Origin of the sequence: Desulforhopalus singaporensis (assembly GCF_900104445.1) — a bacterium.
GTDB classification, from domain to species: Bacteria; Desulfobacterota; Desulfobulbia; order Desulfobulbales; family Desulfocapsaceae; genus Desulforhopalus_A; species Desulforhopalus_A singaporensis.
Genome location: NZ_FNJI01000022.1, coordinates 1 through 19,796, shown reverse-complemented (window position 1 = coordinate 19,796; position 19,796 = coordinate 1). Strand labels below are relative to the sequence as shown.

The window sequence follows — 19,796 nt, the reverse complement described above, 5'->3', positions numbered from 1 at the left end:
CCAGGCCTACTGGTCCCAGAAATTATAAAAATTGTACCACTGATACGGGTACATCTGCAGATACTCCTCAATCGCTTCCATAAACCGGGACGAACAATCCCGGAGCATCCCCTCCCGTTCATCCCGGCTGCAATATTCGGGCTGAAAACTATCAACTACCGTAAGATTATAGGTCTTCGCCCCGGTCTTGGCCGCCAGCAGGATCACCACAGGCGCCCCGCAGGTCGCCGCAAGACTGTATGCACCGTTCGTTACCCTGACCGTATCTCCTAAAAATTCGACCTCAGAGAAAGGTCCCCTGGTGTATCGATCTCCCATAATCGTCACCACCTCGCCCCGTTGCAAGGCCGCGGCCGCCTCGATCATCCCTCCGAAAGAAGAATTCACGTCAATAATCTCAAACGACCTTTTCTTTCCGCCAAGATCGAAAAAGTGTTTCGCCGCCTCCCTGTCGTACTGCATCAGAGCATGCACCCGTACCGGCAACTCACCGATACGCTCCAGGGCGCTCTGCCAGTTGCCCACATGGGCGGTAACCAGCACCACACCGTTACCCTGACCGATAAGCTCTTTAATACGCTCATAGCCAATCAGTTCCCCTTGAAAATCGGAACGCGGGGAAAGGCCGAGCCAGCCGCGATCCACGAGAATACCACCGAAGGAATAAATTATCTTCAGGACGTACAGCCGATAGCAAAGCCAACTCTTTCCAGGAAAGCGCCTAACGAGATAATATCCCACAATCTTATGAATTTTGCGACTGAAAAGCACATAGCAAAAGACCACCGGCCCCAACAGCAGCCTGCCGCCTCCATGTCCGAAAAAACGCATGGCAACATAAAAAAACCAGTGCCCCAACGTCTCAAGACGCCGGCATATTTCTCCGAACCTCTTTTTCTCAGCTGACATCGGCCACCTTTCGTCTCTGCACCGTCGCCGCAAGCCGGTAGACCAGAGCTGCTCCTATAAAAGCGAGTATGGGACTGACGACAAGGGACCCCAGCAGCCACTCCCACAACCGATGGTGCACCTCGAGGACCCAGCGATTCCATGATAAATCGAGCAACAGGCCGCCGGTGCGCATAAAATAGCCGACTTCGATGCATAGTGCCGGAACAATCGGCGGCATGCAGAACTGGCTGGCCGCAACTGCAGCGACCTTGTTGAGCCGGAGTCGATACGTCACATAGATAATGGCGATGGTATGGCAGGCGATAAGTGGCAGGACTCCAAGAAACAGCCCGACCCAGACGGCCACTGCCAGCCAAAACGGTGAGGCGCTTTCCCTGCAGAGATTTTTCAGGGTCTGCATGGGATTTTTCACCACCAGCAGCTCCTCCTTCAGCCGATTCCCGGTGAGTCTGTGGTGGGGAATTGGCAGCAACCTCCTCAGTACCAGGCCGCTATGCAGCAAGGTAAGGCGCAGGTTGTCGATCAACTTGTGAAAATGGCTGACCCGTTCCTCTGGAGGCGGGTAATGCACGGGGACATCCACCGAGCGTACATCCACCCCTGCCCAGGCCGCCTTCACCAGCGCCTCAATCTCAAAATCATAACGGTTCCGCTTCAAATTCGTCATCACCATTTCACGTACCGGGTACAACCGCATACCGGACTGGGTGTCCGGCAGATCGAGGCCACATTCGAGCCGAACCCAGAAATTGGAAAAAGATCTGCCGAATAGACTGGAGCAGGGAACCGTCTCCTGCTCCATGCGGCGAGCGCCGATGACAATCGCCGGCCACGGTCCACGCCCTGCCTCTTCCACAAGACATCTGGCCAGCCGGGGATCGTGCTGACCATCTGCATCGATGGTGACAATCGCCTCAAACCCTTGTTCTTTCGCAAAGGCCAGGGCGTCTTTCAGGGCCGCCCCCTTCCCCAGGTTTTCCTTGTGTTGCAGCCGGTGGATATCGACGCCGTCAAGCTTCTTCATGCCGCCGTCCGTGCTGCCATCATCCACCACAAGCACGGGATAACCGGTCTCAAGGGCCTGCTTTATAACCTTTCTTACGGTCTCGGCGTGATTGTACAGGGGAATCACCAGCAGGACGCTCTGTTTATCCACTCTGTTCATTGACGTCTCTTTTTCAGCAACAAGTCCCATAGCGGTCCGGCATGTCCCATCCCGTGCAGCATGGCGATACGATCATAGAACTGGTGGCAGGGGAAGATCCGGTCGATTCGACCGGAAAAGGCCTGCTGTACAGCCGATTCGATCTCTTCTCTTGCCACGTCGGGCGAATAGTAAAATTTCGGTTCCAGCAGCGAGTCGTCGCAGCTGATAATACCTTCTGATACAGCCCGCTCAAAGATGGCTGTTTTCGGCAAAATCCGTATACCGACAAAGCCGAACACAGCGGCGCCATCAAGCCGGTCGATGTTAGCAAGTCCACGGGCCAGAGTCTCTTTATCCTCTCCGGGGCCACCGAACATGATAAAGTGGGCGCAGGATATATCCATATCCATCGCCCCTTGGTGAACCTGAACCACCTCCTCGAAGCCAAACCCCTTGTTCAGCCCGGCAAGGGTCGTATCCGTGGCAGCGTCGGTTCCCAGTTCCATGGCGACGAGTCCGGCACGCTTGAGCAGGCGGAGCTTGCTCTTTGTTATCCCCTGGGGCCTGAAAAACGCGCACCAGGGCAGGGATACATCGCGGCGAATCATCTCCTCCACCGTCTCCAGATATTTCTCCGCCGAGTCGTTGAAGACCGAATCGGCGAAAAAGAGATAACGCGCGCCATACCGCTCCTTGAGACAAACAATCTCTTCGACGACCTCTCGCGGGTCGCGAAACCGCATACGGTTTCCCTCAATGGTCGGGTAGGAACAGTAGCCGCAGGAATAAGGGCAGCCGCGCTTGGTCTGGACGTTGAGCATCCCGCCATGTTCGAGGTAGTAGCCAACCGTGTTCGCAGCAAGCCCGACACAGGGTGCGACCCGCTTTACTCGTTGGCCAGCAAGCATACCCGGTTCAGGCGGCCTGCCGCAGGCCAGCGCTCCGGCCAATTCCACCACAGCTCTCTCGCCCTCGCCGACGACACCGTACTCGGCCCCGACCAGTGCAAGGAACTCCTCGGGCATAATGGAGAAAGCCGGTCCGCCAAGCACCACAGGGGCTGCGGTAAAGTCACGAACGCACCGGGCTACGGCAACCACATCATCCAGATACCCCCTCGGGTCCGTGCTATCCACAGTGTCAATGTTGCGGATGGAGATTCCCACCAGGCCGAACGTTTTCTGCGCCAGCAGCCCAGCTAGAGCCTGCAGCCCGCCATCCGCCAGCATGTCGAAATGCACGGTCGGGTGACCGGCTCGCTGGAGGGCGTCGGTGATATAAGCCGCGCCAAGCGGGTATACCGGATACGGGGTGACAACCTGGTTTGCCGAAATAATCAGGCAGTCGACCGTTGCTCCACCTGTCAATTGGCTGCCCATTTCCGATCCCTTCCAAGCGACATAGCCTTATAGGTCCCATCCGCCATCTCCTTTTTGACGAGATCGGTGAACAGCCTCGCCATCCTGAGTGATTGCGGCATCTCCTTGTAAAATGTTTCCCATGCGTAGCAGTACATCTCCTGCAAAGTCTCCGGGCTCATCTGCCTGGGCTTAAAAACAACCTCTGCGGTGGTGTAACGGCCCCAGTCCCGGTGAAGAATCCTCCCCTCCCGTTCATAGGTCGCGGTAATCGGCGCATGGGGAAACGGGGTGAGGATAGAGAACTCGCACATATCGACATCGATCTCCAGCAGGAAATCCACCAGCCGCTTGATATAGTCAGCATCCTGGTTGTCCGTGCCAAGGAGTACGGCGGCCTCGACCCCGATGCCGTGGTCCTTGAGTCGTTTCACCCGGTTGCGGATCACGTCCGAGGTATCGAAAACGGCCTGATAAACGTACCAGCAGCCAGCCTCGGCGGCCCTGGCAATCACGGCATCCTCATCTACGATCGGGTGGGAAATCCACTTTTTCTTCAGTGGAATCAAGGCATCGAACAGTCCCATTACCCAGTCGCGATCCTGGGCCAGGGAATTGTCGACGATAAACAGCCTATCGTTATCGATACCGCTGACCTCCTCGACAACCTTGTCATATGGCCTGGGCCTAAATTTGCGACCACCGAGATAGGCGGTGGAACAGGGAAAACAGTTGAAACGACACCCCCGCGAGGCGTGGACGAGATCGACCATGCGTACGCCGCGATACACATATTTTTCATCATTGAGGATCGACCTGCGGGCCGGGCCGATCGATTCAATGGGGGGAAAATCGTGAAAAAAGTCGTATCGTTTTGCAAGACGCCCCTGTTCAAGATCCCGCAGCACACCGGCGAGCCTGCCGCCCTCCGTCTCCCCGAGGAACACCGAGTCGACATATTGCTGCACCTCGTCGGCGTGGAGCATGGTCGAGATCCCCCCCGCGATGACCGGAACGCCGAGTGCGCGGAATTTTTCCGCAATTTCCCGGCCCCGTGGTTGCTGACAGGTCAGCATCATGGAGAGCAGCACCGCATCGGGCCGTTGGCTAAAATCTATAGCGTCGACGTTCTCATCGACAAAGGTAACGTCGTAATGCTCGGAAATAGAGGCGGCCACACAAACGGGGCCATGGGGTGGAAGATGAAACTCCGTCTGCTCCGGAATCTTCTGCCATTTTGGATAGACAAGTGTGACTTTCGGCATTCTTTACCTGGAAGATACTGTTAAGTTGACAAAAATATTTTCCGGCTCGTCTTCGCCGGGATAGTGATCAAAAACACAGGCCAACACCCAATCGAGATTGGCGAAGGCGTCGAGAAGACTCTCTGCCTCAAGCCTGGCCCGTTCGTGCAGGTTGTCACCGTCATGATAGATAGCATAAACCGGCCCCGTCAGCCCGAAGATGACGGCGGCCTCGGCCAACGGCGTATTGGGGAGGGTATACCCGAACAGGGCGGGACTGGCCAGACCGGGGCCAAGGGTCATACTCTTCTTGAAGGCAAGATCAGTTTGCATGGAGCCGAACCGGGTCGCCCCTACAAGACCGACGGTCATACCGTTGTCACACAACCTGGTGCCGTTTTTCATCAGTCCATGCGATTTAAGGACCGCGCCCGTTTCAACGATCATGGCCCTTGAGAGCAACGGCATCCGCCCCCAGCGTGAGGGCAACCGACCGCCAAGAAGTTCGACAATCTCCGCTGCAGGATTATCGGCGATACATGCAGCCTTTTTAGCCATTGACCGAAAATTTTCCAAATAATCTACCATGCCGCCACCCGTCAGCTATTGCTTGGTGGATGCTTGAGCCAGCAAATCGGGTCCTCCGCCAGGTAGTCGCCCGTGACCTGGTAGGCATGACCGCGGCACCCGTAACAGACCTCCCCGAGCTCGCAGATGGCGCAATGCCCCTTTATGGTGTCGCGTATGTTGCGCAAATCCCTGAAAATCCTGCTGGTACGGACGATATCGGCAAGACTCGTGTGACGAATAGAACCTCCCGACACATCCACCCCCGGACAGGGGTGAACTTCCCCCGTGGAGGTTACGGTACAGGAATACTCGTGTCGGGCGCAGTGTGACCCCACAAGCGGCGGATGCGGCGTCCAGCTTCGCTTGAACTCCTCACGATCAATGCAGGCCAGCTCCTTAAAAAGCTTCTTGAGTTGTTCCTGCCCGACCTCAAGCTCACGATACTCCACCGCCCGCCCCTGCATGGTTATGGACTCAAAATAAGGGACGATGCCGTTTTGACGAGCCCAGCGCCACATTCCGGGCAATTCCGCAATATTCTGACTGCAGATAATCGTCTCGATGGCAAGCAAATGATCCGAATCCGGATATCCTGCAGTCTGCAGGTTTTCAAGAGCCCTGCCGATCGCCTCGTGGGCACCCTTTCTACCGGCCAGCCGATCCTGGACCCCCGGTATTCGGCTGTTCATCTTCAACGCCACGCCGACACCGAGGGCAAAGAGTTTGTCGGCGAGTTCACGGTTCAGTGTCTGGCCGTTGGTGAAAAGATCCACTACCAGGTTCCTGCCACGCAGATATTCGAGAACATCCATCAGGTGCGGGTAGAGAAGCGGCTCACCGCCTCCCAGCACGATGATCTTTTTTACTCCCAACCCGATGGCTTCATCAATGATGAAGCGGATCTCGTCGAGGCTGAGCTCATTTTCAAGCGCTTTGCCCGAAGCCGCATAGCAGTAGAGGCATCGCAGGTCGCAGAGCCGCGACAGCTCCAGCTCCATGGACAAGAGCCCCTGCGCTTTCCTGCACCCGGCAATTTCCTCCAGGCTGAACTCCATCCCAAACTGCTCCCCGACACACGACATTACCTCATTCTCCCAGAGCTATCTGTAATCGAAAAATTTCCTCGGCTTTCTGCCACCGTCGGCGGTCATTACCCGCTCGACCTGTTCCCCCGTTCGCACCTGGACCTGGGGACGAACCCGGAGCCGTGCCTGCAGGCTCTCTTCGAGTCGGCCGGCCCCGATTTCTTTTTCAACACCCACGACCACGGTCACATCGTCGGAACCGTCGGCCGCAAGACGAACCTCCACATAACCGGCGGATACCCCCTCGATCTCCTGCAGCACATTAAAGATCATCTCCGGATAGATGGTGGTCCCCCGGTATTTCAACCGCTGGGCAAGTCTGCCTTCCACGGCACCGAGCCGCTTACTGTTCCATCCGCAGCCGCACGGGTCGCTGTGCAGGCGGGCGATATCCCCGGTTTTAAACCGCACCAACGGGAACCCTTCCACCCCGAGCGGAGTCACCACCACCTCACCCGAGGTGCCGTTGGGAAGGACGGTACCGTCGTCACCCACGATCTCGACAAGCATCAATTCGGGATGCACGTGCCCGCCTTTTCCCTGGCCGCACTCACAAAAAGCCGTTTCGAGTTCCGTCGCCCCGTAGGATGAGGCGAGTCTTGCCTGCCAGATGTCGATCAGCCTGCCGCCAAGCGGCGTAGGAGAGTGGTCGGCCTGTCTTGCCGGCTCGCCAATGGTGACGATGGTATCGATGGAGCAGCGGCCGACATCAATACCGTTCTCAAGCCCCCATCGGCCCAGACCATAGAGGAAGGCAGGTACCCCGACGATGACCCGCGGCTTCAACGTCCGTATAACGTGCCACTGCCGCTCGGGCTGCCCGGGGCCGCTACGAATAGCCGTCGCCCCCAGCCGGGTCGCCCCGCTGTAGTAGGCAAGGCCGGCAATGAAGCAGCGATCCAAGGTGACGGTGAGCATCAGCCGGTCTTCCTGGGTAACACCGGCCCCCAGATAGCCCATGGTCTCGTTAAAGGCCAGCCTTTCCAGGTCATTGGCAGTGTAGGGGACGATAACCGCCTCGCCAGTGGTACCCGAGGTAAGGGCGATATCACGAAAGTCGCTCTCTTTGCCACTGCCGAATTTTTCGGGACTCGCATCCAGATCGGTTCGTGTTGTGAAGGGCAGATTCGACAACTCCTTTATCGACTGAAGACCGTCGATATCAAGGCCTGCTCCGTCGAACAGTTTTTTATAAAACGGCACGGTTGCAGCCTGTCGCAAATGGTTCTTCAACAGCGGCAGCTGAGCCCGCTCAATCTCCTCGGCAGTCGACTTCCTGAGCGCCGTGGCCCTGTCCAGATCGTATAGCGTTTTATTCATTTCGTTCTCGCGTCAACCCACAGCATGAATCCGGAAATGTTTGTTTTCACTTAGTTCTGCCTCCAACATCCCGCGAATCCTGCGCCGAAGATTCCGAACAGCCTCCCCCCTGTCTCCACCACCGCATTCCGGGTATACCGGATCGAGCACTATGAGCCGCACCCTACCGGGTGTCATCAGCATGTGTCCGGGCGGTAGTACCGAACCCGAGCCGAGAATGCACACAGGCACAATCGGTCGCCCCGTGTCCACGGAGAGAGAAAAGGCCCCGTTCTTGAACCGCCCAAGTTGAAAATCACACGACCTGTGTCCTTCTGGCCAGATGGTCACGGAACAGCCCGCATTAAGGAGTTTTATACATTTTTCGCGAACCGAATCCCATCCTTTCCGGGCATCGGCATATCCTGCCAGACGCATAAAAAATCCGTACACCGGAATGCGAAACGGCCAGGATGTCACAAATCCGTTTTCCACGGGAATGGTCCCAAACAGGTACGGATCGATCGCCGAATTATGGTTCGCCACGAATATCGCGGTGGACGGCAGCCTCTCCCCACTCTTATACTCCACCTCAACGGGAGCACCAAACGGCACAACACGAGTCAATATCCAGCCGTAGAGCCTGATTGCCCGCCTGAGAGCACCGTCCGGAGAACATTTTCGGATAAAGACTATCAGCAGAAGCACAACAGGAAGGAGAAACAGACCGGTTACGGTAAGAATAACAAAAACCAGCCAGAAGTAGACATTCCACAATAGTTTCAGCAAAGAACACACCTATGCCCTACTCTGCTCCGCCCGCAAGCGGATGACAAACTGCATCAGGTCGTCCACCGTCCGGATGGACCGGAGCGCAGCTTCATCAGTCACTTTCATGCCAAAGGTTTTTTCAAGCACCACGACCATGTCCACCGCATCCAGGCTGTCCAGGCCGAGATCGTCATACAGTGTCGCCTCAGGCACCATCTCTTCCGGATCCAGTTCAAATTCTTGCGCCAGGACCTCTATCACCTTTCGGCACAGTTCATCATCGGTTATCATAAATTCACTTTGGTAATCGCCAGCGAGGTGTTCACCCCGCCAAGGGCAAAATTATTCTTAAGTACCGTACGGATCTCCGCCTTCCGCTTTTCCGTTTCCAGCCGGGCGTCGGCACAGCGGGGATCAACGTCTTCAAGATTTCTCGTAGGCAGGATCTCGCCTCGCTCCATCATCTCAAGCACACCTATCAATTCCAGGGTACCCGATGCACCGAGGGTGTGGCCGAGATGCCCCTTAAAAGAGCTCACTGGTGTCGAGGAGTCAACGGCGACGCCTATGGCGGCGGCTTCGGCGACATCACCAAGCTCTGTGCCGGTGGCATGGGCATTGACGTAGTCAATATCCTCCGCCCTGAGACCCGCCTCGTCCATTGCATTTTTCATGGCCCGCACCATGGAATCCTTATCAGGGTTTGCGATGTGGCCAGCGTCATTGACATTGCCAAACCCCACGATCTCCCCGTATATTTTCGCACCACGCGTCTTTGCGTGCTCATAGTTCTCCAACACCAGGATACCGCTCCCTCCGCCGCAGACCACGCCATCACGACCGGTGTCAAAAGGTCTGCACGCGCTTTCAGGGTCATCGTTTCTATATGAAGCTGCGCGCAACAGGTCAAAAACCCCGGTAACCGAAGCGTGTGTTTCCTCGGAACCTCCGCAGAGTACCACCTCCTGCCTGCCGGTCTGCACCAGCAGATAACCAAGCCCGACGGCCTGGGATGACGACGTACAGGCACTCACCGGTGCCCATTGCTCCCCCCGGATGCCAAGAGCCAGGCAGACATTGGCCGTGCAGGTATGACCCATCATCTTGAAGAACTCGCCTGACTTGATCCCTTCAAACGCGTTGTTGGGCAGATACCTGGCATAAAACTTCTCATATACCGCCGGGCTTCCCGTAGTAGAGCCAATGGCTGCACCGGTTTTGCCCGATTTCAGCAATTCATCATCGATGCCGGCGTCGCGAACCGCCTCCATCGTCGCCAGGTTGGCATAGATTGCCATCTTTCCCATGGACCGACGGACCGTCCTCGGCAACAGCGATTTATAATCAAACGGAGGGACCGGTGCGGCGATACAACTTTTCAGTCCCTCGATCCCGCGCCACTCTTCCATGACGCAGACGGCTGAATTCCCGGCCCACAAATTTTCCACTAACCGTTCCACCCCCAGCCCGAACGGTGAAACAGCACCCCGGCCAGTTATGACTACCCTGTTCAACACCACGACCGTAAACTCTCCCAAAACGGTTCCAGACCAACTATCTCACCCGCCGCCGTCATACCACCAATGGAGGCCCCTACAACGCCCGTCATGAGCGTGGACTGACCTGCCAGGTAAAGTCCTGGGAGACGGGTACGCACATCGGGGGTGAACTGATCAAGACAGTGCATTGCGCCATACACACACCCCCCCGGCGCCGCCAGCTCATCCCTGAAGGTAAGCGGCGTCCCGACAGCAAATGGCTCTATACGCCCTGTAAAGTGGCCCCAGCGTTTCTCTGCGGTTTCCACCATTTCAGCGCCAACCTCGGCCTTGAATTTTTCATACCCGGCAGCCCTGTTGCCAGGTCGCGATACCGCAAATGCCTTTACATCCTCCCAGAAACCGGGACGCAATATTATAATCCCGTTCCGGAGGGACGGCTTAAATTCCGGCCATTCTCCGCCTGTCGACGCGATCATCATCGACCGCAGAGCAGGTGGCGTGGAATCATCAGCCGACAACATTTCGCCCCCTTCCGGCAGCAGATAGTAATTCAACCCGTTCGCCTGCACCCGAAAGTCCTTTTCAGCGGTACCGAAGACGGCAAACATCGACAGACTGTTCTTGAGCGTCAGCAATCGTTTCCGATAGGCGGGCCGAAATACCGAATCGGGCACCATACCCGGCACCGATGACGGGTGGCCGGAGAAAATAACATCACTGCAGGCTATACATTTGCCATCTTCAATCTCAACCCCGGCTACCCGGTCGCCATCGACCCGGATAGAGACCGCCTTACTGCTTGAAAGCAGTTTGGCCCCGGCTTTTTCCAGGGCCGCCAGAAACCCATCGACAACAGTTTGCCCCCCACCCTTGACCGTATACGCACCGGAGTAGTAGCCATGAGCCACCAAAGCATGGGTCTCGAGGCTGCACTGGTTCAGCGGCACACCGTACAAAAAAGCCGGAGCAGCCAGGACAGAACGAAGCTCAGGGTCGGTGGTTACACTATCGAGAAAAGACGCCAGGGGACGCGGCCTGGATTTGTAGCCGCGAAGAAAAGGAGCAAGGGGAAGGTCAGGGTTGTAAAAAGGAACCTGGGAGCAGACATCTCGTATTTCGCGAAGGTAGCTGTCTATCCCAGCTTTTTCACCTGGAAAACAGCTCTTCAGCTCTTCCCCCACCCGCGCATAGGAAAAGTATCCACGGACAACGGTATTCCCCCCGAAAAATTCATATTGATCATACCCGTCTGGGAAAACGGGATCCACCTCCACGCGATCCCTGACACCGCAACGCTTCCAGAGCAGGTCGAGAATCTCGCCGTCACCAAGGCAACCGGTATAGTGGAAACCAACATCGAAACCTACCCCGTTCCGTTTGAAACGACGGATGGAGCCTCCAAAGAGATTCCGTCTCTCCACTATAACGACATCCTTTCCAGCTAAAGCCAGCAGCGTCGCCGCGGTGAGCCCGCTAATACCGCTGCCGATGACAACTACATCAGTTTTCACACACAATTTCCTTTACAGCCTCTCCGACACATCGTTTACACCCAGCAAACGATATGCTACTCTTTTTCAATAATTACCTCACCACATCAGGAGGACGATAATGGCAGACCTGCTGCAGCAAGTCGACGACATGCTACTCCATTTTGAAAAATAATTCATTACCTCAATTCACCACCTTAGCGGGGCGATAGTGGCAACCATGACACGTTATGCTATTTTTAAACATTTTCCATTACATCGGACTCCCATAATCCACCTTGTCATTGTCACCACATTTTTCGCCGGTCTCTTCACGGCTGAAGGATCCGTTGCCTTTTCCCTGTCGTCGCCTGAAAAAACAGGAGTTGCCATCAGCGGTGGTTCAAGCTACGACCCTGAGCCAACCTTCGACTTTTTGCAAATGAGCCTTTGTGCCATTTACGATTATGAAGACATCATGCCCCACCCGGCGCCGGATCCGCTCAAATTCAAATTTGAACTCAACGCAGGGGGAACCGACCATCCCGACACCCGGCTACTCACCTCGTTCAACTTTTACGCCGTCTACTATCTTTACGCTCTTTCCGCTCCAACCATGACCCCGTATATCGAAGGTGGAGCGGGCATCGTCTACAGCGACTTCCAGGTTGAGGGACAGGGACTGCGTCTCAACTTCAACCCGCAGGCAGGAATCGGCTGTGAATGGCAGCCACATCCGGATCACACCCTGTTCACCGCCTTCCACGCCTATCATATTTCCAACGGGGGACTAAACAGCGACAACCGTGGAATAAACGGGGTCTTGGTGCAGTTCGGTTATTATTTTTAGCATTACCCAAGGAGATCACCATGAAAACCGTGTTACGCTGTCTGGTATTCTGTTTTGTTCTGGCGACAATCTGCAGACCATGCCCCGCCTCCGACACTCCTGATGGCAAAATAAACAGCCTCATCGACGATCTCAACTCAGCCAGTATCACCCGGCGTATCAATGCGGCGAAAATTGTCACCCGCGCCGGTTTCGAGTCCGAAGAATTATTTACAACCATCGAATCACTGCTGAAACAAGGATACACCACCGCAAAAAGCAGCAAAAGCATCGATGAAATGTCCTGGTTGTGCAAGGCCCTTGCGGCCTCCGGAGATTACGCTTACTCCAGGCTGCTCCACGAGGTGGCGGACAAGGCAAGCAGCCCGAAGCTGAAGAAATATGCCCGTCAAAGCGCAGATCTGATCGAAGAATATGCAAAACGCAATGCAGTGATGAACAACAAAACATCATGGAAAACAGATCTGACCGATGAAGAAAACCGTTTAATAAACATGCTCTTTTCAGGAGATTCTGCACTTATAAGGGAGGGTGCAAAGATGATCTACCGTTGCAACACACTGGACATCGCGGTGTATGACGCAACAGAAAAACAAATTCTCACAATGCTCCCCAACATCGACAATTCGCTGCAATCAGACACCGTAGCCTGGCTCTGCAAGGCACTATCCTCCTCCGGCAATAAAAAATATATCCCGACCCTGAAACGCGTCTTATCTTCTACCCGGAGCAATTCCCTGAAAAAGCACGCACGAAAAGCGCTAAATAATCTTTGACTTTCAGCTCCCCACGGTTTTCAATGGCCGAAGTGTGGATATGACAGATGTTTTAAGCTAAACCCCGGCGACTGCTTGGACGAGGTGAGGGACTAGAGCAACAGGGCACACTCTTTTTACCATAGGGTTTTACCTATGATCAATACTTTCACATCGACACTTTCCACGGATGCCTCGCATACTGCTACTGCCTTCCGGCAACACATTTTCCCACCTCATCGAGTGTCACTCCATCGGCAGCAAGCTGCATCAATACGGACACGATATTCATTACGGCATCTCAAGACACTACGTCAGCTGGGCGAAAAAAAACCGCTTGACCCATACTGTTATACCGGAATTGTGGGAGAAGGGGCCCACCGACCACCCAAACGTGTCCTGGTTCATCGACAGAGACTACGTCCATCACTGCGTACTGGAGGAAATTCGCCTTATCAAGAGGATCAAACCCGATATCATCATCGCAAACTTCAAGTACACGACAGGCATCAGCGCCCGTGTAACAGGTGCCCGACTGGTTACCATGAACATCCTCTCTATGCTGCCGCAATATGAGTCGAATTTCGGTTACCTCGAAGAAGATCACTCCAACGACGCCAAACGGCAGCGCCAACACCTGAATTTTTTCAAAGAGTTCTGCCAAACCACCTTGAACGACGCCGCAGCCCGGGTTGGGCAACCGCCCCTCGCCGGCATGGCCGAATACCTGGAGGGGGAACGATGCATCGTCCCGGACTCCGCCTGGTTCCACCGGGTAAAACCAACTTCTATTGCGCCACACCACCTACAGGTAGATCCCCTGCAGTGTAAGAGAACCCCTCCGGAGCTGCAGGCTTCACATGCCTGGAAAATCACGGGAGGCCTCACAACTGCACTACAGAGGTCGGCCGGCAGCCCCGAAGAGTATATTAAGGCAGCGCCCAACCTGGGGAAAAAGAGAATCCTCCTCTCCCTGGGCAGTATCTGTCGCTCCCATAACACCCTCTGGTCACTTGTATCGACACTTTCAAAAGGACCGTGGCAGCTCCTGGTCTCCATCTCGAGTAACAATCCCCAATTACTCAGCAGGATGCAGCGTAACTTTCCCGGAGTGTCGTTTTCCTCATTTTTCGATATGGCTCAGCTTGCCAGTCAAAAGGTGCATCTCCACGTATGCCATGGCGGACTGGGCAGCCTTTTTACAAGTATTCTGCACCGCATTCCGGTTCTCGTCATTCCCCAACAGCCGGAGCAAGACCATAATGGCATGCTGGCCGAGCACCACGGGATAGGCTCACGGCTGTGGCCAAGCAGGCCGTTTCGCGGACAGGAAAACCATTACATCACCAAACTGCTGGATACGCCGGAGAAGACGATCCTTGATGCAGTTCACCGCTTGCTTGAGGAGCCTGCAATCACCTCTCACCTTGACCAGGCACGTGAAGCCCTAACCAGGGAAGCAACACAGTTGCCCGATCCCGGCCAGCAGATGATCAACCTGCTCAAGACCATCACACCGCCCACGGATAGCAAAACGATTCGTCTATCGGAGGAAGCCGTCCTATGAACGTCCTTTTCTTCCACGGTTTTTCCGCAAACCCGGCCGATCTTGAAAAAAGCGTCACCCTGCTCACACGCAACGGCCATACGGTCTTCACCCCGGCAATGACAACCCTGGGGGCCGATGGGAAAAATTACGGCCCGCCGGGAGCGTGGCTTAAAGAAGCAGGAACCCTCTTCCAAACGTATGCTAACACCACTGAGCACCCGTTCTGCATCGCCGGCCACTCCCTGGGAGGTGTTCTTTGTGCCCGGATACTGACATCCCCCACCCTGCAAAAAACCTATATCGACAAGGTGGCGGGGTGTGCTTTCCTTGCAACTCCAGCAGGAATTGACGAAAAATTCCTCCACTTCCGAAATGCACAATCGATCGGTCAGACACCATGGCCATTTGCCCTGCAGGTGAAGATGTTTTCCTTTTTGCGGGAAAGCGATACCTTTTACCGTAAGGTACCGGTCCCGTCAGTGGTGCTGCAAGGAGGAAGCGACCGCCATATCCCGCCAGACTCCGGAAAAACCCTGGCGGGGCTGTTAGGGTCCAACTGCACTGCGCTATATCACCGCGAGAAAGCAGACCATTTTTTCCCCAACGGTTCCAGCACCGCAGCCCGATTCCTGCAGAAAAAACTGGCAAATTTCATCACAACCATGAGCATATACGACAATGACGCCTGAAAAACTCATTTCGCAATACAGGTGCCACTATCCAGCCCTGCGACAAGCTTCCGCCGGCGCCTTTCTGGCCACCCCCGCAGTACGACGAACCATGGAAGACCGGTTGGCTATGGCACGCAAGCCGCTTGAGACAGGAGATATCGACCGCCCCGCTCTGCCCTTCTTTCTTGACCTGGAAATCACCACCGGTTGCCAGTTACAGTGCTCCTACTGTGCCAGGACATTTCTTGGAATCGAGCCGGAACACATGCCCATCAAACGCCTGCGCCAGATCCTCGACCAGGCTCCGGATGTGATCGCCATCAACCTCGTCGGCCTTGGTGAGCCACTGCTTCACCCGCAAATCGGCACAATCATCACTACGATGAAAAAGAGGAACATCCGAACCGCACTGGTCACAAACGGCATGACGCTCAATCCGGCAAAAACAGCCATCTTGCTTAAAAGCGGTATCGATGCAGTCACATTCAGCCTCGACCATGTGGACCCGAAACGTTTTCACCACGACAGGGCAAAAGCCAACCTGGACCGCATTCTTGACAACATTCGCCACTTTACCGAAGAGGTAAAAAGAAGCGGCAGAAATGAGATCACCTGCAACATCTTCAGCGCCCTCCAACCCCAAACCATACCCCTGCTTGGAGAACTCGCCGTTTTCGCCCGCTCCGTCAACATCGCGGCAATCGTAATTTCGGACCTGAATTTTGTTAACAACAGACCTCTTTCCATACGTGAAACTGACAACAGGGACAAGCTGACAGAAGAACTGCTCGCACAAATGCGAAAGGCGGCTTCAATGGGTGTGGTGTTTCTTGATCCTCACATCCTCGACTCTGCCGCCATGGCAATCGACTGGCCTTCATTTATCATCAGCAAACCGGACCAGGTCCTCAGCCAACACGCAACTGTACAACATCGGTGTCTGGCACCACTGCGAACACTGGCTGTTCGGGTCGACGGCACGGTCAATTACTGCAACTGCACACCGCAATCCAATGCGGGCAATCTCACCCTGCAGACATTGCGCGAAATATGGTGGAACAGAGGATACCGGGATTTTCGCAAGGAGCTGTACAGTAATTCTCCCCCAAAACCATGCCAGGGGTGCCCCCGGCTCTAACCGGCACCTCCTTCAACGCCGCCCCATACGCCGGTTCGTAAAAGCGAAGCGGATAAATCCGAAAAAACCGACCAGAAACCGGCGCCAGCTGTCCGGGGACTTCCAGAGCATGGTCACATATCCCCAGAGCACCCCCGGCCTCTGAAAATGGCAACGGTAGAAATCTATAAACAGCTCGTCCAGCCGTTGTCGGGTCAGTTCCTTGGGCACAAACCGGAACTGCATGCAATCCATTTTCTCCCAGTCCTCATCAAAACTGCCAAGCTGCTCGCCGCAAGACTTGATCTTCTCATAGATGGGAGAGCCGGGAAAGGGGGTAAATTTTGCAAGGTTGAAATCGTCGATTGGGATCGAATAGACATAATTTCTGCTCTTTGCGATGCTATCTTCCGTCTCCCCCGGCAGCCCCATCATCAATAGCCCCTTAACCCGAATTCCTGCCTTCTTGATAAGGCCGATCTTCTCCCTCATCATTTCCAGGTCAGGATTTTGACGATGCATAGCCAGCAGGTCGGGATCACCGGTCTCTATTCCCAGACTGATCATCCAGCACCCTGCCTGTTTCATAAGGGTGAGCAGTTCGTAGTCAAGATGTTCGGCCCTGGCAGCACAGTTGAAAGTCATCCCCAGAGGTTTATCGATGATTTTTTGACAAAAATCGACAACACGCCGACGGTTAAAAGTAAATTGATCGTCGTAAAAATTGAGATGTCTGAGGCCATATCGCTCGTTAAGATACCGCATATGCCGGTACATATAGTCGGCTGAATTGTAGCGGAAAGTCCGGTTGAATACAGAGCGGTCGCAATAGCTGCAGGCATAAGGACACCCCCGGCTTGAGAGACAGCTGCCGTTGGGGGCCTTCGGGTAATTAAAGATCGGCAGGGAATAAGCCTCCGGATAACCAGCCAGTTTATAATAGGCAGGAAAAGGAAGCGTATCGAGATCAAGCTGTTGCTTCCTTCGCCCGGTAAAAAAAGGAATTCCGTCGTCTCCCCTGAGTACCAGGCCCGACACCTCTCCCCTATTATTTTCAGGGGTTACAACCAGCTCCCGAAGTGTTTCCTCTCCTTCGCCTACAACCGCATAATCTATAACCGGAAAGCGGGCAAGAATTTGCTCTTTCAGGGCGGACACATGCACGCCTCCGAAAACGACTCGTATTTCCGGCAGGACCTTACGCGCTGCCTCCGCAAGCCGTACACCATCGAGGAACGTTGAAGTAGTACAGGAAAACCCGATGAATTGAGGCCGATAACGTTTGAGATAGTCAGCGATCAGCACATCGGAATGAGGATGGGCATAACAATCAACAATATCATTATCGCAACCATTCTCAGTCAGGTAAGCAGAGATTGAGGCCAGCCCAAGGGGCGGCATGATATTGGCCAGTCTTGAGACATCCGCTCCCGCTCGATCGCCAGAATAACCGAGGGGATGAACAAGCAGGATCGTTTTTCCTTTGTACTGCATAAATAGATACACCTCAGCCCCCTTTAACTCAGGCGCCGACACGAGCGGAATAGGGCATTTCCAACAACACCCTTAACAATCAATATATAATCCGTGCAAGTAACCGGTAAATGATTGGCCGATTCATACTTTTCAACCTCTCACACAACTTCTGGAGCAGAACCATGAGATTCAGGACTACTCTGGAATTTGGCCAGGATATAGTTGAGGCGGCAGTCGTTCTCTCCTTGCCAAATTCAGCAGAGCCGAGATACACTGAATACGAGTGACACCTCTGGCTATTATTAACCCGGCGGCCAAATAGAATAAATACCCGCCGGGTTAATAATACTATACATTCAGTCCCAACACTACTCTGTGACCCCTGGAGGTGAATAGTTGAACATATCGTACAGCACTTCTTTAACCATTTCAGGGGGAGACTTTCTTACCAAAGATGTTCTGAACGATTCACCAATCCCAATCATACTATCATCACTATCTCTCATAGTAATTGACAGTTTAATCATGTAGTTAGTCAAGTCCCATTGCCAATTATCTACATAAGTTACAATTGCATCTACATCTTTCGGAATATTCTCCTCCTCACCATAAGTTGCACGAAACCCCATATTGTTAAGTTCATCACTTATCATCTTATCAATCCCATGCCTTTCGTCGTTGAAATGAACAACATAGAAAGAGTTTATAGAAGTGAGGTCAATTCCAGGCTGAATATTAGATTTTAATTGAGCTGAACAACCTGACAGAAAGAGTATTGCTGCTACAAATAGATAACTGATAATTCGCATAACGGCACCTTTTAAGATTTATTGATTAATATTTATTGAGGGCAGATTGGAGATCTTTGAGCCATTGTTGAGTCCTAACAATCCCCGCTTCTTTAGTTTCATCTATTAACAAGTCTATGGGGTGTGGAGTTTTTTGGGTTATCAACTGCCAGTTCTGATCATTAACATTATGAAGTTTATAGAAAATCACGGCATCGTATCGATCAACCTTTCCAATCGCAGTTTTTTGAGGGTTTCCAGATTCTTTAATGGTGAGTTGTTTAAACAGATTGTACTTTTTAAGACTATTGACCATAAATTGGAGATCTGCTTGTGTTGTTCTACTCACATATTCTACTATTTCTGGTGAAGACAGCCTTGTCTTCTTAACTGATTTGTTATTGATCGCTGCATAATCTGGCAAAATTACTAGAGCATCTTTGTATAGTGGTTTGATAATAGGGGTTATTTGTTCAATTATGTTTTCTAGATGCTTGTGTTGCTCTTCATATGCAACATCAGGATCTGAGAAAGACTGGTCATTGTAAAAATAGGTCGGGCTACATCCTGTAATTAACATGAGAATAAGTATTGTTCCGCAGAGCAGTTTAAAGTGTGACATTAATTTCTCCCAAATTGTAAATGTATACCTATCTGGATCCATTTCACACCCCCCCTATTCTCTCGAATAATGCCAAAATCAATTTAGCATTGATTGGGATAGAAGGATCCTGCCCCTGTATGCCGCAGATACGACTAAGCACTAATAATTAGCATTCTCACGATAAACTGTCAAGGTACCCTATCAACCAATAGATTACAAAATGGACCAATTATTCAACCAGTGAGAAACACCCAATGATAGTGTCCAACCAGCTATTCCCGTTTTAGCGACTTATTCGCCAAAGACGCAACTCTTCATGAGGTATCAGAGGTTGTCATGATGAATTTTAAAGGAGCAAGGCTTTCATCTACGATTTATCCGGAGATGAAGTCTTTTTTTCCTAAAATTGACTGTTTCTTGGGCACATCAATCCATTTTCCCATGGAAATATGATTTTTTCATGGGGATTTGATCTTTGAAACAACGTTTTTGGGGTTGAGCAAGAAGCCATTACGTTTTGAAAGCCTCCTTGCTGCCAAAAACTATTATCCGCAGGACTCTCTCCATGGAATCTACCTCAAATAACTGCATGGTAGAGCGGATGAGTTCCCAAAGGGTTCTTTTTATCC

The 19,796-nt window shown here is 53.3% G+C and carries 19 protein-coding genes; 5 read left to right on the top strand and 14 right to left on the bottom strand.

Annotated elements, in window-relative coordinates:
* Positions 1 to 6: 6 nt before the first annotated feature.
* Genes BLQ17_RS14580 through BLQ17_RS14530 form a run of 11 tightly spaced genes read right to left on the bottom strand, consistent with a single transcriptional unit; the run spans position 7 to position 11,399 of the window.
* The gene (locus BLQ17_RS14580; protein WP_092224123.1) at positions 7 to 909 is read right to left on the bottom strand and encodes a lysophospholipid acyltransferase family protein; all 903 of its coding nucleotides are present in this window, start codon (positions 907 to 909) and stop codon (positions 7 to 9) included.
* The gene (locus BLQ17_RS14575; RefSeq protein WP_092224122.1) at positions 899 to 2,077 is read right to left on the bottom strand and encodes a DUF2062 domain-containing protein; all 1,179 of its coding nucleotides are present in this window, start codon (positions 2,075 to 2,077) and stop codon (positions 899 to 901) included. The genes BLQ17_RS14580 and BLQ17_RS14575 overlap by 11 nt, the downstream gene beginning before the upstream one ends.
* Complete coding sequence (locus BLQ17_RS14570; RefSeq protein ID WP_092224119.1) at positions 2,074 to 3,438, bottom strand: lipid biosynthesis B12-binding/radical SAM protein; 1,365 nt, start codon at positions 3,436 to 3,438, stop codon at positions 2,074 to 2,076. The genes BLQ17_RS14575 and BLQ17_RS14570 overlap by 4 nt, the downstream gene beginning before the upstream one ends.
* On the bottom strand, positions 3,423 to 4,682 hold the full coding sequence (locus BLQ17_RS14565) for a B12-binding domain-containing radical SAM protein (protein WP_092224117.1): 1,260 nt from the start codon (positions 4,680 to 4,682) through the stop codon (positions 3,423 to 3,425). The genes BLQ17_RS14570 and BLQ17_RS14565 overlap by 16 nt, the downstream gene beginning before the upstream one ends.
* A 3-nt stretch (positions 4,683 to 4,685) precedes the next feature.
* A complete protein-coding gene (locus BLQ17_RS14560) occupies positions 4,686 to 5,249 on the bottom strand; it encodes a hypothetical protein (RefSeq protein WP_092224115.1) in 564 nt (187 codons plus the stop codon).
* A gap of 11 nt (positions 5,250 to 5,260) precedes the next feature.
* The gene (locus BLQ17_RS14555; RefSeq protein WP_092224113.1) at positions 5,261 to 6,313 is read right to left on the bottom strand and encodes a radical SAM/SPASM domain-containing protein; all 1,053 of its coding nucleotides are present in this window, start codon (positions 6,311 to 6,313) and stop codon (positions 5,261 to 5,263) included.
* Positions 6,314 to 6,331: 18 nt separating this feature from the next.
* Positions 6,332 to 7,636, bottom strand: a complete 1,305-nt coding sequence (locus tag BLQ17_RS14550; RefSeq protein ID WP_092224111.1) for a phenylacetate--CoA ligase family protein — start codon at positions 7,634 to 7,636, stop codon at positions 6,332 to 6,334.
* Positions 7,637 to 7,648: 12 nt separating this feature from the next.
* Entirely contained in the window at positions 7,649 to 8,404 is a 756-nt protein-coding gene (locus BLQ17_RS14545; protein ID WP_176761246.1) for a lysophospholipid acyltransferase family protein, read from the bottom strand.
* A 9-nt stretch (positions 8,405 to 8,413) separates the two neighbouring features.
* On the bottom strand, positions 8,414 to 8,677 hold the full coding sequence (locus BLQ17_RS14540; protein WP_092224107.1) for an acyl carrier protein: 264 nt from the start codon (positions 8,675 to 8,677) through the stop codon (positions 8,414 to 8,416).
* Positions 8,674 to 9,924, bottom strand: a complete 1,251-nt coding sequence (locus tag BLQ17_RS14535) for a beta-ketoacyl-[acyl-carrier-protein] synthase family protein (RefSeq protein WP_245695160.1) — start codon at positions 9,922 to 9,924, stop codon at positions 8,674 to 8,676. The genes BLQ17_RS14540 and BLQ17_RS14535 overlap by 4 nt, the downstream gene beginning before the upstream one ends.
* Positions 9,897 to 11,399 carry a phytoene desaturase family protein gene (locus tag BLQ17_RS14530; protein WP_245695158.1) on the bottom strand — a complete coding sequence of 501 codons (1,503 nt, stop codon included), beginning with the start codon at positions 11,397 to 11,399 and terminating at the stop codon, positions 9,897 to 9,899. The genes BLQ17_RS14535 and BLQ17_RS14530 overlap by 28 nt, the downstream gene beginning before the upstream one ends.
* A 199-nt stretch (positions 11,400 to 11,598) precedes the next feature.
* On the opposite strand from BLQ17_RS14530, the gene BLQ17_RS14525 reads away from it, so the two are divergent.
* The 5 genes from BLQ17_RS14525 (at position 11,599) to BLQ17_RS14505 (ending at position 16,320) form a co-directional block, all read left to right on the top strand.
* Positions 11,599 to 12,207 carry an acyloxyacyl hydrolase gene (locus BLQ17_RS14525; RefSeq protein WP_143005517.1) on the top strand — a complete coding sequence of 203 codons (609 nt, stop codon included), beginning with the start codon at positions 11,599 to 11,601 and terminating at the stop codon, positions 12,205 to 12,207.
* Between the two features lie 20 nt (positions 12,208 to 12,227).
* Complete coding sequence (locus tag BLQ17_RS14520) at positions 12,228 to 12,983, top strand: hypothetical protein (protein ID WP_092224101.1); 756 nt, start codon at positions 12,228 to 12,230, stop codon at positions 12,981 to 12,983.
* A gap of 169 nt (positions 12,984 to 13,152) precedes the next feature.
* On the top strand, positions 13,153 to 14,529 hold the full coding sequence (locus BLQ17_RS14515; protein ID WP_092224099.1) for a glycosyltransferase: 1,377 nt from the start codon (positions 13,153 to 13,155) through the stop codon (positions 14,527 to 14,529).
* Positions 14,526 to 15,200 (top strand): alpha/beta hydrolase, encoded by a 675-nt coding sequence (locus tag BLQ17_RS14510; protein ID WP_092224097.1) that lies wholly within the window; start codon positions 14,526 to 14,528, stop codon positions 15,198 to 15,200. Before BLQ17_RS14515 ends, BLQ17_RS14510 begins: the two co-directional genes overlap by 4 nt.
* A complete protein-coding gene (locus tag BLQ17_RS14505) occupies positions 15,190 to 16,320 on the top strand; it encodes a radical SAM protein (protein WP_092224095.1) in 1,131 nt (376 codons plus the stop codon). The genes BLQ17_RS14510 and BLQ17_RS14505 overlap by 11 nt, the downstream gene beginning before the upstream one ends.
* A 12-nt stretch (positions 16,321 to 16,332) precedes the next feature.
* Here the strand turns inward: BLQ17_RS14505 and BLQ17_RS14500 are convergent, their stop codons facing one another.
* The 3 genes from BLQ17_RS14500 to BLQ17_RS14490 all read right to left on the bottom strand — a co-directional run bounded on the left by BLQ17_RS14500 (position 16,333) and on the right by BLQ17_RS14490 (position 19,185).
* Entirely contained in the window at positions 16,333 to 17,793 is a 1,461-nt protein-coding gene (locus tag BLQ17_RS14500; protein ID WP_092224093.1) for a B12-binding domain-containing radical SAM protein, read from the bottom strand.
* Positions 17,794 to 18,143: 350 nt separating this feature from the next.
* Positions 18,144 to 18,584: a hypothetical protein gene (locus tag BLQ17_RS14495; protein WP_092224091.1), complete on the bottom strand. Its 441-nt coding sequence runs from the start codon at positions 18,582 to 18,584 to the stop codon at positions 18,144 to 18,146.
* Positions 18,585 to 18,609: 25 nt separating this feature from the next.
* Positions 18,610 to 19,185, bottom strand: a complete 576-nt coding sequence (locus BLQ17_RS14490; protein WP_143005516.1) for a hypothetical protein — start codon at positions 19,183 to 19,185, stop codon at positions 18,610 to 18,612.
* Positions 19,186 to 19,796: the final 611 nt, after the last annotated feature.